This window comes from Bacillus basilensis (assembly GCF_050630465.1).
In the GTDB taxonomy this organism is placed as follows: domain Bacteria; phylum Bacillota; class Bacilli; order Bacillales; family Bacillaceae_G; genus Bacillus_A; species Bacillus_A basilensis.
On the sequence record NZ_JBNTQO010000008.1, the window covers coordinates 38,089 to 51,491 of the forward strand.

Here is a 13,403-nt window from a genome sequence, read left to right on the forward strand (position 1 = left end):
CCAGTCCGCAATCATGGCGGAATCTGGGATCTCTTCAGACGACAATGATGTTATGCAGACGGTTTCCGTAGCAGTTCGGTCAAGCGAGAGAAACCATCGGTTGCATAGCCCTCGTTAATTGCCTGTTGGGTCACTGCCATTGCAGCACTCAGAACGCTGACGTCGAGGCCGTGGTGTTGAGAAGCATGGATAATGTGCTCCATTCCTGCTGAGGCCGAGATGATATTGGACTTGTCACCAGGATAGTAACCTGCGTCTACTTCATTTGCCAAATAAGTCATGATGTCGGGCATGATGGCTATGATACCCTGGGCATAGACAGCGAATTCCTTTGCCGGAATATTCTCGGCAGTGGCAAGAGCGAGAGCGTGAGCATAACCGCTCATGGATGTCCAAAAGAGATCAAGCAGGGCCACATCATATGCCGCCGCCCGGCCAGGATCTTCTCCAAGATAAGAGGCAGTGCCACCCAAGCTTGCTAGGGTCGCTTGATGGGTCTTAAAGACGGATTCTGGTCCACTATACAGGACGGAAGCTGCAGGAGTTCCGATGGTCGGAGTAGGGGTCATAATTGCCCCATCGAGGTAATCGATTCCGTATTGGGCAGCCCATGTGGCCATTTCACGGGCATGTTTGGGCGAGTCGGCAGTGAGGTTCACCAATGTCCGTCCTTTCAGGGCATCTCCCACGGGGCCGAGGACTGAATGGACGATGTTGTAGTCCAGAACACAGATGATAACCAGCGGGCTTGCAGCCACCGCGTCGGCAACTGAATTCGCAAGGATTGCCCCCTGAGAAACAAGGGGATTGGCTTTTTCGGCGGTGCGGTTCCATACTGTCGTAGAGTGGCCGTTCTTTAGCAACGCACCAACCAGCGCCTGACCCATCGGACCCAGGCCGATAACCGTAACAGGTGAATGATATGGGCCCGCCTCCACAGATACATCTCTATCTGATACTTGACTGATATTTCGTTTTTTCTCACTTTGATCATTTTTACTCAATGTAAATGCCCCCTTTCAGATGTTCAAACTTTATTCTAAAGTATGACACCAGTGTCATAGTCAACAGAAATATTTTTAGTTATAATATTTCAACAAACCAGTTATAAGTAATCTATTATCCCATTAAAGGGCGCTTTAATTAAATAAAAGAAGAGCGTATATTAGTGATATATAATATATGCTCTTCCCTATTTTTAAAGATTTTTATAATTTAGGTCTTGATAGATTATAAATGTAAACGTCAAATATTCCCCACCTACTATTTGTAAATAACCCATGAGATAATCTCCTTACATACTTTATGAGGTATCGATGTTATCTTTAAGAGAAATAAATTGAACATTTTTTTACGAATGATATCCATGATCTCGTATAGATGTTTAACGGAGCGGGCTAATCGATCTAGCTTATAAACTACAAATACATCTCCCTCGCGAAGCATATCCAAAGCTATTTGTAATTCTTGTCGATTCTTTTGAGCACCTGATACTTTTTCCTGGTAAATACGCTCACATTGAAAAGCACATGTTAGAAATGCGACAAGAGTGGGAGTGAGGCTATATCATACCTTACATGATCTCTGGTGTACTTAATGAACATCCACGTGTCGCCATGGCTTACCGTGATAGTGCCGATCGTGACAAATTCGTAGATTTTTATGACAAGGTAACATCACCCGAAGTCACTCTCGCTCCAGCATCGAAATAGGTTAGATTGTTAAAGGTACCTCTATTGTTTCTCGTAGACGAAACATACACTTCTCAAACATGCCCTTGTTGCCAAAGAAGAAAGAAAGTGCGGACACGTAACTACGTTTGTGTGTGCGGCTACGAAGAACACTGGGACATTCACGAGCCCGAAACATTTTGGCAAAAGAACTGTACGGAAAGATGTGTCATATCCCGGAAGAAACAAAGAGAAAGTATTTGTGGATTGCGTAAGCAAAAAGTAGTAGACGGTGTGTTCCCGCCCTTCTGCATGTGCAGAAGTTGCTTAGTCAAATGAAGAAAAGGAGTCCCTGCATAGGTGCAGAGAGGAGATGGAAAATCCGCTTCTCATGGGACCTTGTCTTTGTTGATGCTAAGAAACCCCCACTTCAAGCGGAAGCGAGTAAGTGGGGATTTCTTAGCGAATTATTTTTGTACTTAAATCACTTAATCTCTAAAATCATTGTTAGATCGATTGCATAATTCGTGCGAGTTCTTTTTCTAAAGCAGCGGGCTCGTTTGCATAATTGTAAATTCCTAAAAACTTCTCTATAGCCTCTGGATGGGAACTGATTAGCTTGTTGACAGCATCCTGTTGTTCAGATATGCGTTCATTCTTCGAAATTTGGCATCCCATGTGAAACCGAACCATAAACTCATCTTCTATTGCCTTTTGATATTCTTCAGACATTTGATTTGATTGATCGGATTGTCCCTTATATTTTGATAGAATATTGGATAATATACGTGCTCCACATATAGCATCATGGATACCCTGCGCCATGCCAGGATCTTTAAAACAAACTGCATCTCCAACCAACGCCCATCCTTTTCCCATTCCTTTATACCAGTAATTATCATATCCGAGAATGCCTTTGACCGGTTCTACTAGTTCTGCATTTTTCAAGCGCGCCCCAATTGTTGTATTCGGAAAGTTATCTGTAAAGAAATTGCGTAGACAGCTTTCCGGATTTAATTTCAACCGTTCTATCAATTCCTTATTTTCTAATGGGAAAATGCCGACAATTACATATAAATCATCATTCGTCGGAAAGAGAATGGCTGTGTTATCTTTTATCTTGTATACTTCAAATTTAGGGACATTATCGTGGCGAAATCCAGAGAAATACCCGAAATAGATGCCGACTGTTGCCGGAATACTTATTTTGAGTTCACTTTTTACCAGCTTGCGAATAATAGAGGATCGGCCGTCTGCCCCGACTACCAGGCGAGCTAAAAATTCTTGTTTCTCGTTGTCGCCGTCTAAACCTTTCACGCCTATCACTGTTTCGTCATCACGGATGACATCCGTCACACGAAATCCTTCTAAAACAGTTACATTCATTTGGGATTTGGCTTGTTCAAGTAGAATATGATCGAGATAAGTTCTTCTAATACAATAACAATTTCCCTCTCCGTAAACCTCAGGGATGAGACCTTCTATCACGGTATCCTCAAATTGAAATTTAATATCCCGTACCGGCGGTACTTTTGTTTCCAATAACTTGTCCAGGACACCGGTTTCTCGAAGAAGAGCGACAGTATTATTGAAAAAGGTATGGGTTGATAATGTGTCCCTTGGAAAATTCGCTCGGTCCACTAACAACACATGGAAACCTGCCTTAGCAAGATAAATTGCCAGGGTAGAGCCGGCACATCTAGCACCGGTAATGATGACATCATACGTCTTATTCATCGTATCACTCCATTTTCAAGTACAATTATTAACTTGCTTATCCATTAGCAGAGTTCTAAAGTTAATGCCCCTACAAGTTAAAGTAATGGGGAAAATTGATAAGAATGCACTACATACATAAAGTATGGAAGCTAAAACGAAATAAGTACAGAAAAAATTGGACATATAACTTACAATTTATATACATTTATATAATCATAATGAAGCAAAAGACGCATTATTTAAAATAATATTTCGCAAGACTATAAGGAGTATCGTCAGCATTTCGGAAAAAACTATGCTCTCCAAAAAATACAAAAAACCGTCCATCAGGACGGCTTTACTTTTTACATAATTGTCGTTCTCTTATAAATTAAAGTTAAAAGGAGTAAAAAATGAATACAATTAATAAAATCTTAAGCGATTTTGCTGATATAAATGCAGACGAATATGTAAGTAATTATTATGAGGTTAGTATTATGTCAGAAAATAAAAAGGACAATATTTTTGAACTAGCCAAAAAAGCGACATACGCTACTAGTAAAGACATATTAGAACTCATCCGCTTGAAAGAATGGAAAAAAGAATTCCTAATTTGCCAATATCCCAATGGAGAGTCTTCTTGGTTTGGGAAAATACCGTACGGATATGATTTAAATGGATTGACTCCCAAGGAATTTATAATAGAGCAGTTATTAAATGTATTCAAGCAAGAACCAGATGAGATTTATTGGATTAAATTAGATCCAGGAGATTATTATGCATGCTGTTATGAAGAATATTTGTTTAGGACAGACAAAGGTATTTATTTTTTTAGTATGCAAGTACACGATTGAATAATTGGGATTTGAAATATAGTTTTATTCATAAAAAAGATTGATAACCTAATAATAAAGAAGAAGTCTCCATGTCAAAGGAATAAGAATTAAATGAAGAATACAGATAGTCCAAGTGAATTTTGTATTTTTATTAATTCCTATTATGTTTTTGAAAATAAAATTAAAAAACCAAGCACCTAAAATTGTAACAGTTAACTCAAAAATCATGATTATCCATTCTAGTATAGTATGCTCTACATCAGGAGAAGCGCCAGCCATACCAAGAACAACTATAACTGGAAGTGAGGGTATGTAAACAAGTAAATAAGAAAAAAAGTAAAAAATATACTTTATCAATGTTTTTCCTTCCATAGAATCCACTCCTAAAATAGAAATAATAGTTAAAGGCGAATTATCAAACTTACTCAAAAGTTACACATGTTATATTTTAAGTATATAAAGTTAGTGCTTTTATCCATAAATGGAGACCTCTAAATAATGCTATTTTAGAGGTCTTCAATGGTTACATATCATATAATATCAAGAAGTGATAAGGAACTATAGCAAACAATTAGTCTACATATATACCAATCTAATTATAGCAAAAAAGCCAAGAATTGGAATCTCGGCTTTTTTTGCTACATACATATCAGAAGGTAATAAGGGACTGTAGCACAATTCAATCAATATTTTAAAATATATAATACTCAAAATAGATGATAATATACTATGAAATCATATCAATAGTAATAAGGAGCTATAGCTTAACCCTTTAAAATATATCCATATTATAACAAAAAATAAAACATAAATACAAACAAAGATCTGAATCTTCTGTTAAAAACAAATTGAATATGATGCTAATAATTTATATAATGTATGTAAGACTTTCTTTTTTTCTTTTTATAATCCATAAATACTACAACCCTTTCGGGGAAATGACTTTGTAAAGCAGCGTTGCTTGCAAAATTCATCTACCCGAAAGGGTTTTTTGTGTTTAAAAACAATTAAGCTTATGCCGTTAATATAGATATTTCTATAAAGAAAGGATGAAGGTAGTTGTATATATTTGAAAGGGAATTTTATTATGCAGTTACTCTAAAGGATTTGTAACACTTCCACTAACTTATTAAACAAATTTCATACTAAGTAGTAGGAGGAAAAATAATGCAAGTTACAACTAAAACGAATGAACTAAATGGATTTGAGCGAATAGCTAAGATTTTAGAAGAAGTTGAGATATCTGATACTCATCCGTGGATGATAGAAGTTCTTGTAGAAGGTAAAACGTATCAGTCTGCCTTTTGCTTTGCACATGTTGTTGCTGATATAGGTCAGCGTGTTCCCTTACTACTTTGCACAATAATTGGGGGCATTGATAGTACAGTACAAAGTATAAAAGCGGCAATTGATAATGGAATTTCTGATTTGAAGTTCGGTACAGGAGAAAAAAGCTCAATAAGTTATCAATTTGAATCACAGTTTCAGTTTTATGCTGAAAAGGGAAAATATACAACATTTCCAATTACAATTAATGGCCATAAAGCAATCATTATGGTACATGATTTAGTAAGAAAGGGATCGTATACCTTTTCATTTGAAGAGTCATCAGCTGTTGCAATTCGTAACGTTATAGGTGGGGAAAAGTATGGAATTGGTACTTTAAAGGAAGGAGAAGAATCTATTTATCAAGGATTATTAGATAAATAGGGGATTGAGACTTTGAGTCTATACCTTGTTACTATACAAGAAGTTATTTAAATATTTCCAGGTGTTAAAGTTCCATTTCAATGAATATGAAATGGTAAAAGAGAAGAAAAACCTTGTTTCAGAAGGCTGGTTGTGGAACCGCGTTAGAAGAGGTCAATAGTTTAACTGATTACATGCTTAAATATGCAGAAATTATATTAGAGAAGGTGTCACATGTGGTGAGGCCATTCTATATCCCTCTAATAAATTTGCCTTTAGAACATTTTCTTTCATAAAGGGAGGAAATTATAATGATAGGTGAAACTTTTAAAAATTTGTTAATAAGTCTGGCAGGTTTAATAGTGGGGTTAAGTGCTATATATTTAATAATTAAATATAGTTTCAAATTAACAGTAGAAAAAGCTATACCTAATTTAATAGCCTATGCTAGCTTATATTTACCGGGAGTTATAACATTTGGTTTAGTTGGATACTTTTCTAATTCATGGATTTTTGGAATTGTAATGGGTGTTATAGTTGAAGCAATTCGTTTCTATGGGTTAGGAAGAATACTAAATCAAATATCCTCTTCTTTAAGAGCGATGAAGGTGAAAATTGCTATAGCAAAAGCAAATAAAATAACAAATGCTAAAAACAACCCTTTAGAGGTAATTGAAGCTGCTGAAGTTAATATTGAAAAAGAGAAGATAGTGCAAGAGCAACCAGTAATTGAATTGAAAAAGGAACAGAAGGAACTTATAAAAACAGAAGAGTCAGAAATAATTGACCATGCAGATGATGTAGAAGATTTAGATGAAATGGAAGGATTAGAGCGTGTAGCGGTACTTGAGCACCTGGAAATGGTCGCAGAAACTAAAGAAAAATTACTGGTTAAAAATGGTTCTACAGTTAAGCGTGAACGTAAACAAGCAAAAACTACACCGGATACACAGGAAATTTATAAACAACTACAACTGGCTTTAGTTGGTGGGGATTCAGAAAAAAATAATGAAGAAATTAGTTTGGATTAATATAAAAGCTATCATCATGTTTAATGATGATAGCTTTTTGCATCTAGAAGTAAAAAGCTTTTTTTAATGAGCTAACTGTGGATTTAAAATAAAGTCGTACCGTTTGTAAAAATGAGTTTTTTTCATATTACACATTTGCATAACTTGTACCGCTGTAATATTACAAGCTTTCCACAAACGGTATGCTTCATAAAATTCTTCTGGAATCTCCTTTGGTTTTCTCCCTAACGGTCTGCCTTCTTTTTTTGCCAGTTCAATTCCTTGCCTTTGGCGTACTTTGTTTTTCGTTCGCTCTTCTTCTGCAAGCCAGGACAATATTTGTAGTACTAAATCAGTAATTAAATTACCGAGACTATCTTTATATTTCGTTGTATCTAGCAATGGCATATCCAATACGATAATATGTGCCTTAATATCTTGTGTGATTTCTTTCCATTCTTTTAAAATTGCTTCTTTATTTCTTCCAAACCTATCTAATGAGTGAATATATAAAATATCTCCTTCTCTCAACATCCTTTTTACTAATTGATACTAATCTCTGTTATAATCTTTGCCACTTTTTTTATCTATAAAAATATCACGTTCACTTTCAACATGTTTTTTAATATCTTCAATTTGTCTTCCCTCATTTTGGTCTTTGGTACTTACACGAACATAACCAAATTTCTTAATACTCATTATATTCTTGCTCCTATTACTCTCTTTTTCATTAATTATATCATTTTGCGTTCGTTAATTCCTGTTCGGAAAAAGGACGTTCGTTATTATAGGTTTAAGGCTTTTGTGAACGTTGTTTTTGTATGTATTAATACTGTACTTTAAAGTGTACCTTTTAGGATACATTATATTTGGTATTTCTTGTATTTTAGAAAATTAAATGTTTTAGTAGTTGAATTTGTATTTTTTATATTTATAGCAATTATTAAATGATAATTGGAATAGAAAGAAAAGTTGGGTGAAATTGATTATACATAGTGAACGAGTGAATCTCGTTACTTTAATAAATAGGGAGTTTTTATAATGAACAAAAAAATTAAGAAGAAAAGTAAACAGAATACTAATAAGCATGCACGAAAAAAAGAAGATGGGAAGAAAGGGAGTGTGCAGAAATTAGATATCGTTTCGAAGATTACGCTAGTAGTTCAGGTAATGACACTAATTAAAACGTTAATAGAATTTGCAAATTTGTTTTTATGGGGCACGGCAACGATTCTTTCTTTTTGGGGCCACTTATAAAAAACACATTAAATTTCAAATGCTATTTTTATCTCCAGAAGATACCTCCTTTTACGGTTTTAAAAGAAAATAGGCTAAATTACTTATGTTTTGAATTCATGCATCTTTTGATAAGGATAGGAAGAAAAACTCAAAATCATTCTAATTTTTGCATTCATCTACTTGAAAGATGAATGCTTTTTTTCGTACATAATAAAAAAATAAACATTTTTGTCACAAAACTCGTCTTTCTGGGTTCTTTATAATACAGGCATCAAATGAGAGTGAGGTTTTAACTGACATGTTAAAGATAAAAAAGGAAGAAAGGCCTGTCTCAGATGTAAAATTTGAAGACTTATTTAAACAATACTACGTTTACGTTGTGAAACAAATTCTATGGATTGTTAAAAATCAGCCTATTGCTGAAGAATTAGCACAAGAAGTATTTTTACAGCTATATAGAAATGATTGGAAAACAATTGAAAATGTACCTGGTTGGCTCATAAAATCTTCTACTTATGTTGCATATAAATATCTACGATCTGAAAAAAGACATCAGGCGAGAATAGATAAAACGATACAATATCATGAGGTTCAACCTATCCCATCATTAGATGATGATTGGATTAGAAAAGAAGAGATTACAAAAGTACAAAACGTACTTAGTAATATGAATGAACGAGATCGAACCATATTGTTAATGAAATTTTCTGGTTTTCAATATAAAGAAATCGCAGACGTACTTCATATCGACATATCTTCTATTGGAACACTATTGGTCCGAGCCAAACAGAAGTTTCGTAAGATGTATAAACAAGTAGAGGGGGCATAAAAAATGAATTGTTATGATAAAGGGTTTGTTCAAGCATTTATAGATGGGGAGCTTCCTCATCATACAAGAAAAAAATTCACAAAACATCTAGATACATGTGAAGTATGCCAAGATACATTACTTGAAATTAGTAAATTAAATCAATGGGAACATGTCATGTTAGAGGAAGAAACTATACACTCATCACAAGACATCAACATTGATATTGATCAAGCATGGAAAACATTTGAAAGTCGCACAAGGCTAGAAAATGTTTCTTATATAAATGAAAATACTGAACAGAAGAAGGGATTGTTTACGAATATGAATAAAAAATCAAAACGTATTATGTATGCGGCAGTAGCTGCAGCAGGAATTTTCACAACAGCTATGATTCCACAGGTACAAGTGGCAGCTACAAATGTTGCTTCGTATTTTTCGAATGAAGTTTCAAATGATAAGGTTGTAAACGAAGGTATGAAAGATGAAAATGGTGTCACACAAGATATGATGAAAAATGGCCAGTACATTCCGATTGATGAAAAAATTACAGACCAAGGTGTGACGGTACATTTCAAGGAATTATATATTGCAAATTCACGTATATCTGTTCATTATAGAATTGAAAAAGTGGATGGAAGTTTAGTACCATTTGAATTTGATACAAATGGATTAAATTTAAAAAATGAAGGCAAGAAAAATGGACAACAAGAAGAGAATCCAGAGTATCATGAGAAAGATGGAACCTTTTCACAATTATCATTTGTTCAAGGAGAAAATGGATTACCATTCAAGCTAAAAGCAGCTGGGCAAGAATTAGAACATGTAGGTATTCGTGATAAAGATCGACCAGAAAGTGTCCTTACATTTGTGGAAGGTCCTGAGGAGAAAGATTCCTTCAAGCAGCCACTTACATTAGATGTAAATATAAATAAAATTGGAAAGGTAGCTGGATCTTGGAAGGGACAAATTCAAATTGATCCTTCCAAATTGAAAAAGTAAGACAAATTGAAATGAGAAAAAGAATAGAACGATATGTATCTCATACGAAGCTTATATTATTTCTGGTTATACTTACATGTATTTCGTACATGATTTTCACTCTATCTCTTTTCATTAAATAATCACAAATCCGTACCTTATTTTTATTGAAATATTTATCGGACGAGGAATTAAGAAGCACAATTCAAGCGGCTACAAATAAAAGCGAATCTTTTAATGGGTTTACAAAATGATGATTCTTCGGAGGGGATGGAATTATTGCAGAAAATCATCGAGAAAGACAACGGAAAATTATAAAATACAATCATTTAATTGCAACTTGTGTCTTTTTTTATAACGTCTTTCAACTTACTCATATCTTGCATGAATACATCCAAGAAGGAAATGAATTAGACGAAGAAGTACTATCTGATTTGAGTCCATACCTTACCTTTCATATAAATCGATTCGGGAAATATGGATTGGATGATGATCGTCAACCACCCGATATCCAATTTGATATGGACATTTCGCCTAATGGATTACAAACTGCAAATTAAACAAAAATAGCCACAATCTATTTATACATAGATTGTGGCTATTTTATTAAGTGGCCCCCAAAAGAAGGAATCGTTGCCGTGCCCCTTTATGAGAAAAGTGAAAGAGTCCTAATTTAATAGGACTCTTTTTTCTTGTTATGGAAATGTTAGTTAAGCCAACCAGTTGTATATTCAGGATCAGCTTTTAAATTTAATACATGCGTGAATGACCAGAACCCTAAAGAACCAGTGGCTGCAATTTTAAATTTACCAGTTGCAAAAGCCCATCCAGCAGATGCCCAATGGTTTGCTCCTTGGTCGGTTACAATAATTGATGGATTAATATTAGTGTGTCCATTATCAGCACTTAATGTTTTCGTTACATCTCTTGAGCCTAATGGATGCTGGAATCTAACTTTCACCCAATAGATACTAGCGAAAATTCCATATACAACTACTTTGTGTGTTACATTTCTTTCTTTAACTGCATAACTTGCAAGAGTGTTTAATGGTGCCTCATTTTGAGGTTTAACTTCTTCGACAACGCTTGCTATGATAGAACCATTACTGAAAGATCTTGATTCACCTGGATTTAAAGTTGTAGTGGCTTGAAGTGCTTTTACAAATTCTTCACTATTAAGCGCTTTCACAAAGTTTTCCTTATCTTTATCACTTAATTGAACATACTGTTCATATGATTTTTTTGCTTCTGGATCAGTTGTAGCTAAATGCTTGATGTGGTTTTCCAATTCGATTTGTTGTTGTTCGATGGTGTTAGTTGTTGTTTCTATTGCGGCGAAAGACTGATTCACAAAAAGACCTGTGAACGTTAGTATGAAGGCTAAAAGATAGACGAATGGTTTTACTAGTTTTTTCAACATAATTCCCCCTATGCTTTGTTAATTTACGTAAATGCTCCCCTCAAATAAAGTAGTTTTAATTGTTATTAATCCTAAGAAAATTAATAGAACAAAAACTATAAAAATGATAATTATTACTTTTTGTTTCCTTGTAAATCGTTTCAAATTCTACACCTCTTTTCTTGTTCTCTATTAATAAATTATCATTCATTTCAGGGAAGTTAGCAAATTCGTAAATTTATACATATATTATACTTAATTGGTAAATATTTCAATATTTTACATGTAATTGAAATATTATGGTCAATTGGTTTATTTTGTAATTTATAATCTCGAATTCTTGTTCATTACTAATAAATGAAAGTTAGATTAATGGTTAAAAGTAGCAAGCAAAAATAAAAAGAACCTCTATTGGGTTCTTTTTATTTTGTTAATAAATATTTATGTTACGCATTGTAATGGGGTAATGACATAACTTTTTAGTATTTTATTGTGTTAAATAGTTTCACCATGTGCATATTGAACAAAATCTACCTTTTCTTTTGATACAGATTGTAAGTTTGTAGTGTTACTGAAGCTAAAAGATAAAAAACCTGTGACAATAGCAAAAATTAATAGAGATTTTTTCATTATTTTAAAGCTCCTTTCTCTGAAGCCTTTTCATCAGCTTCATTTGTCATGTGTAGATATTTGCTCGCTTTTTCATACGATTTTAACTCGTAAAACTTATTACCTAGAACAGCTGAATAATCTTTTACGTATTTCCATAACTCTTCTTTCTTAAAATAAGAAATCCCTGCCAAAATGATGTCTTCTAATTCATCTGTACTTATATTGTCATTTAATCCTTTTAGAATATTGAAATGATGATTGTACTCTTCATTTGAAATTTTTAATCCGTTTTCAATATTCAACCTAACAGCGTTTTTATCATTTAATTTGAAATACTCCTGTGCTAATAAGAACAATGTTTTTTGGTTATTTAAAAGTGATCCATTTAGGTATTTAATTGCTAGTTCGGAAAGATTTTGATCTGCATACAATAATCCTAAATTATGTTTCACTTTTGCTGATAGTTTATCCTCGTCGTGTTTGTTGAAAGTATTTAAAGCCGCAAGGAAGTGTTCTTCCGCACTTTCATACTGACCGAGGGAAGTACAAGCAAGACCTAGTGTGTTATTACAAGCAGCAACTTTGATTTCATACCCTGTATGCTTTGAAAATAATTCCTTTGCCTTGGTAGTATATTTGATTGCTGGTAGTGGTTGATAAATATGATAGTGGAAAGAACCAAACATATAATTAAATTCAGCTATTTCAATTTCATCTGGAATGTCTTTTAATAATGATTCAGCTTTTTCGTATTGTTCTTTAGCGGAAGTGTAATCTCCCATGTTAATTGAATAAATTGCTTTAAAAAAATTATGATAGTATTTTAGGAAGACATCTGCTTGATCAGGCATACGATTTATCTTTTCTAAACTATCTTTATAGTTATTAACGTCATGGGTAAGTAACTTATATCTAAAATCTAGTAATGAATAATAGATAAGTATATTTTGATCTTCTTCGATTTGATGGATCTTACTATCAATTTCTTTCTTGTAATTTGTAGATTTTAGTACATGTTGTGAAATGATGGATTGATACCAATTGTTTAGTAGATTTGTTATTTCTCCTTTGGAGACAGTTTGCACATTCATATTTAATCCCCTCATTCTATTAGTATATATTTCCATAATCTTACCATGTTAACGAAATTTCAAGCTGGTGTTGTTATTGAAAAATAAAAAACTGATTATTCAGTTTTTTAAAAATGACAGGAAGAAATTTCTTTTTTGTTTATTAGATTTTTATATATAGGATGCGACATGTTATTATTCTATCCGGTTGAATGTTATTTATAAGTAATTTATAATCCAAGTAAGTGTTATTTATAAGTAACGAGGAGAGTTGTGATTTGAACCATAATCTTGCCACTTTGGCAAAGTTATGGTTCTTTTGATTTGTGGCAAACTTATGGTTCAAAAATAGAGCATATCTATTTCTATGTATGCAATTCACTTGAATTTT

At 33.6% G+C, this 13,403-nt stretch carries 13 protein-coding genes and 3 pseudogenes; 9 read left to right on the forward strand and 7 right to left on the reverse strand.

Annotated features, from left to right (window positions below):
• Positions 1 to 50 precede the first annotated feature (50 nt).
• A complete protein-coding gene (locus ACQVV1_RS16745) occupies positions 51 to 938 on the reverse strand; it encodes an NAD(P)-dependent oxidoreductase (protein ID WP_286676877.1) in 888 nt (295 codons plus the stop codon).
• A gap of 325 nt (positions 939 to 1,263) precedes the next feature.
• Positions 1,264 to 1,509 (reverse strand): recombinase family protein, encoded by a 246-nt coding sequence (locus ACQVV1_RS16750; RefSeq protein WP_431169270.1) that lies wholly within the window; start codon positions 1,507 to 1,509, stop codon positions 1,264 to 1,266.
• 8 nt (positions 1,510 to 1,517) lie between these two features.
• On the opposite strand from ACQVV1_RS16750, the pseudogene ACQVV1_RS16755 reads away from it, so the two are divergent.
• Together ACQVV1_RS16755 and ACQVV1_RS16760 are read left to right on the forward strand one after the other, a co-directional pair.
• Positions 1,518 to 1,712, forward strand: a pseudogene (locus ACQVV1_RS16755) (nucleoid-structuring protein H-NS); the annotation flags it as partial.
• Positions 1,713 to 1,736: 24 nt separating this feature from the next.
• Positions 1,737 to 2,009 (forward strand): zinc ribbon domain-containing protein, encoded by a 273-nt coding sequence (locus tag ACQVV1_RS16760; protein ID WP_431169186.1) that lies wholly within the window; start codon positions 1,737 to 1,739, stop codon positions 2,007 to 2,009.
• 168 nt (positions 2,010 to 2,177) lie between these two features.
• On the opposite strand, the gene ACQVV1_RS16765 is transcribed toward ACQVV1_RS16760, so the two are convergent.
• Positions 2,178 to 3,407: an NAD(P)/FAD-dependent oxidoreductase gene (locus ACQVV1_RS16765; RefSeq protein WP_431169187.1), complete on the reverse strand. Its 1,230-nt coding sequence runs from the start codon at positions 3,405 to 3,407 to the stop codon at positions 2,178 to 2,180.
• A gap of 374 nt (positions 3,408 to 3,781) precedes the next feature.
• Between ACQVV1_RS16765 and ACQVV1_RS16770 the strand changes: the two genes are divergently transcribed.
• Positions 3,782 to 4,222: a hypothetical protein gene (locus ACQVV1_RS16770; RefSeq protein WP_242253748.1), complete on the forward strand. Its 441-nt coding sequence runs from the start codon at positions 3,782 to 3,784 to the stop codon at positions 4,220 to 4,222.
• Between the two features lie 48 nt (positions 4,223 to 4,270).
• Here the strand turns inward: ACQVV1_RS16770 and ACQVV1_RS16775 are convergent, their stop codons facing one another.
• Positions 4,271 to 4,576 (reverse strand): hypothetical protein, encoded by a 306-nt coding sequence (locus tag ACQVV1_RS16775; RefSeq protein WP_242253747.1) that lies wholly within the window; start codon positions 4,574 to 4,576, stop codon positions 4,271 to 4,273.
• 795 nt (positions 4,577 to 5,371) lie between these two features.
• On the opposite strand from ACQVV1_RS16775, the gene ACQVV1_RS16780 reads away from it, so the two are divergent.
• Positions 5,372 to 5,914 (forward strand): hypothetical protein, encoded by a 543-nt coding sequence (locus ACQVV1_RS16780; RefSeq protein ID WP_431169188.1) that lies wholly within the window; start codon positions 5,372 to 5,374, stop codon positions 5,912 to 5,914.
• Between the two features lie 290 nt (positions 5,915 to 6,204).
• Positions 6,205 to 6,924 carry a hypothetical protein gene (locus tag ACQVV1_RS16785; RefSeq protein WP_431169189.1) on the forward strand — a complete coding sequence of 240 codons (720 nt, stop codon included), beginning with the start codon at positions 6,205 to 6,207 and terminating at the stop codon, positions 6,922 to 6,924.
• Between the two features lie 63 nt (positions 6,925 to 6,987).
• Here the strand turns inward: ACQVV1_RS16785 and ACQVV1_RS16790 are convergent.
• Positions 6,988 to 7,602: pseudogene (locus tag ACQVV1_RS16790) on the reverse strand (recombinase family protein).
• 342 nt (positions 7,603 to 7,944) lie between these two features.
• On the opposite strand from ACQVV1_RS16790, the gene ACQVV1_RS16795 reads away from it, so the two are divergent.
• The 4 genes and pseudogenes from ACQVV1_RS16795 to ACQVV1_RS16810 all read left to right on the forward strand — a co-directional run.
• A complete protein-coding gene (locus ACQVV1_RS16795; protein ID WP_431169190.1) occupies positions 7,945 to 8,160 on the forward strand; it encodes a hypothetical protein in 216 nt (71 codons plus the stop codon).
• Between the two features lie 280 nt (positions 8,161 to 8,440).
• Positions 8,441 to 8,971, forward strand: coding sequence for an RNA polymerase sigma factor SigX (locus tag ACQVV1_RS16800; RefSeq protein ID WP_242253743.1), 531 nt, complete (start codon positions 8,441 to 8,443; stop codon positions 8,969 to 8,971).
• Positions 8,972 to 8,974: 3 nt separating this feature from the next.
• Positions 8,975 to 9,952 carry a DUF4179 domain-containing protein gene (locus ACQVV1_RS16805; protein ID WP_431169191.1) on the forward strand — a complete coding sequence of 326 codons (978 nt, stop codon included), beginning with the start codon at positions 8,975 to 8,977 and terminating at the stop codon, positions 9,950 to 9,952.
• 128 nt (positions 9,953 to 10,080) lie between these two features.
• A pseudogene (locus tag ACQVV1_RS16810) lies at positions 10,081 to 10,491 on the forward strand (Tn3 family transposase); the annotation flags it as partial.
• A gap of 146 nt (positions 10,492 to 10,637) precedes the next feature.
• Here the strand turns inward: ACQVV1_RS16810 and ACQVV1_RS16815 are convergent.
• Positions 10,638 to 11,351 (reverse strand): hypothetical protein, encoded by a 714-nt coding sequence (locus ACQVV1_RS16815; protein ID WP_336376647.1) that lies wholly within the window; start codon positions 11,349 to 11,351, stop codon positions 10,638 to 10,640.
• A gap of 608 nt (positions 11,352 to 11,959) precedes the next feature.
• Entirely contained in the window at positions 11,960 to 13,033 is a 1,074-nt protein-coding gene (locus ACQVV1_RS16820; protein ID WP_309260391.1) for a Rap family tetratricopeptide repeat protein, read from the reverse strand.
• Positions 13,034 to 13,403: the final 370 nt, after the last annotated feature.

Excerpts from the sequence above, each read along its gene's own strand:
- ACQVV1_RS16795 (WP_431169190.1), top strand. The coding sequence starts at position 7,945 with ATGAACAAAAAAATTAAGAAGAAAAGTAAACAGAATACTAATAAGCAT.
- ACQVV1_RS16820 (WP_309260391.1), bottom strand. The coding sequence starts at position 13,033 with ATGAATGTGCAAACTGTCTCCAAAGGAGAAATAACAAATCTACTAAAC.
- ACQVV1_RS16805 (WP_431169191.1), top strand. The coding sequence starts at position 8,975 with ATGAATTGTTATGATAAAGGGTTTGTTCAAGCATTTATAGATGGGGAG.
- ACQVV1_RS16800 (WP_242253743.1), top strand. The coding sequence starts at position 8,441 with ATGTTAAAGATAAAAAAGGAAGAAAGGCCTGTCTCAGATGTAAAATTT.
- ACQVV1_RS16765 (WP_431169187.1), bottom strand. The coding sequence starts at position 3,407 with ATGAATAAGACGTATGATGTCATCATTACCGGTGCTAGATGTGCCGGC.
- ACQVV1_RS16815 (WP_336376647.1), bottom strand. The coding sequence starts at position 11,351 with ATGTTGAAAAAACTAGTAAAACCATTCGTCTATCTTTTAGCCTTCATA.
- ACQVV1_RS16780 (WP_431169188.1), top strand. The coding sequence starts at position 5,372 with ATGCAAGTTACAACTAAAACGAATGAACTAAATGGATTTGAGCGAATA.
- ACQVV1_RS16775 (WP_242253747.1), bottom strand. The coding sequence starts at position 4,576 with ATGGAAGGAAAAACATTGATAAAGTATATTTTTTACTTTTTTTCTTAT.
- ACQVV1_RS16770 (WP_242253748.1), top strand. The coding sequence starts at position 3,782 with ATGAATACAATTAATAAAATCTTAAGCGATTTTGCTGATATAAATGCA.
- ACQVV1_RS16785 (WP_431169189.1), top strand. The coding sequence starts at position 6,205 with ATGATAGGTGAAACTTTTAAAAATTTGTTAATAAGTCTGGCAGGTTTA.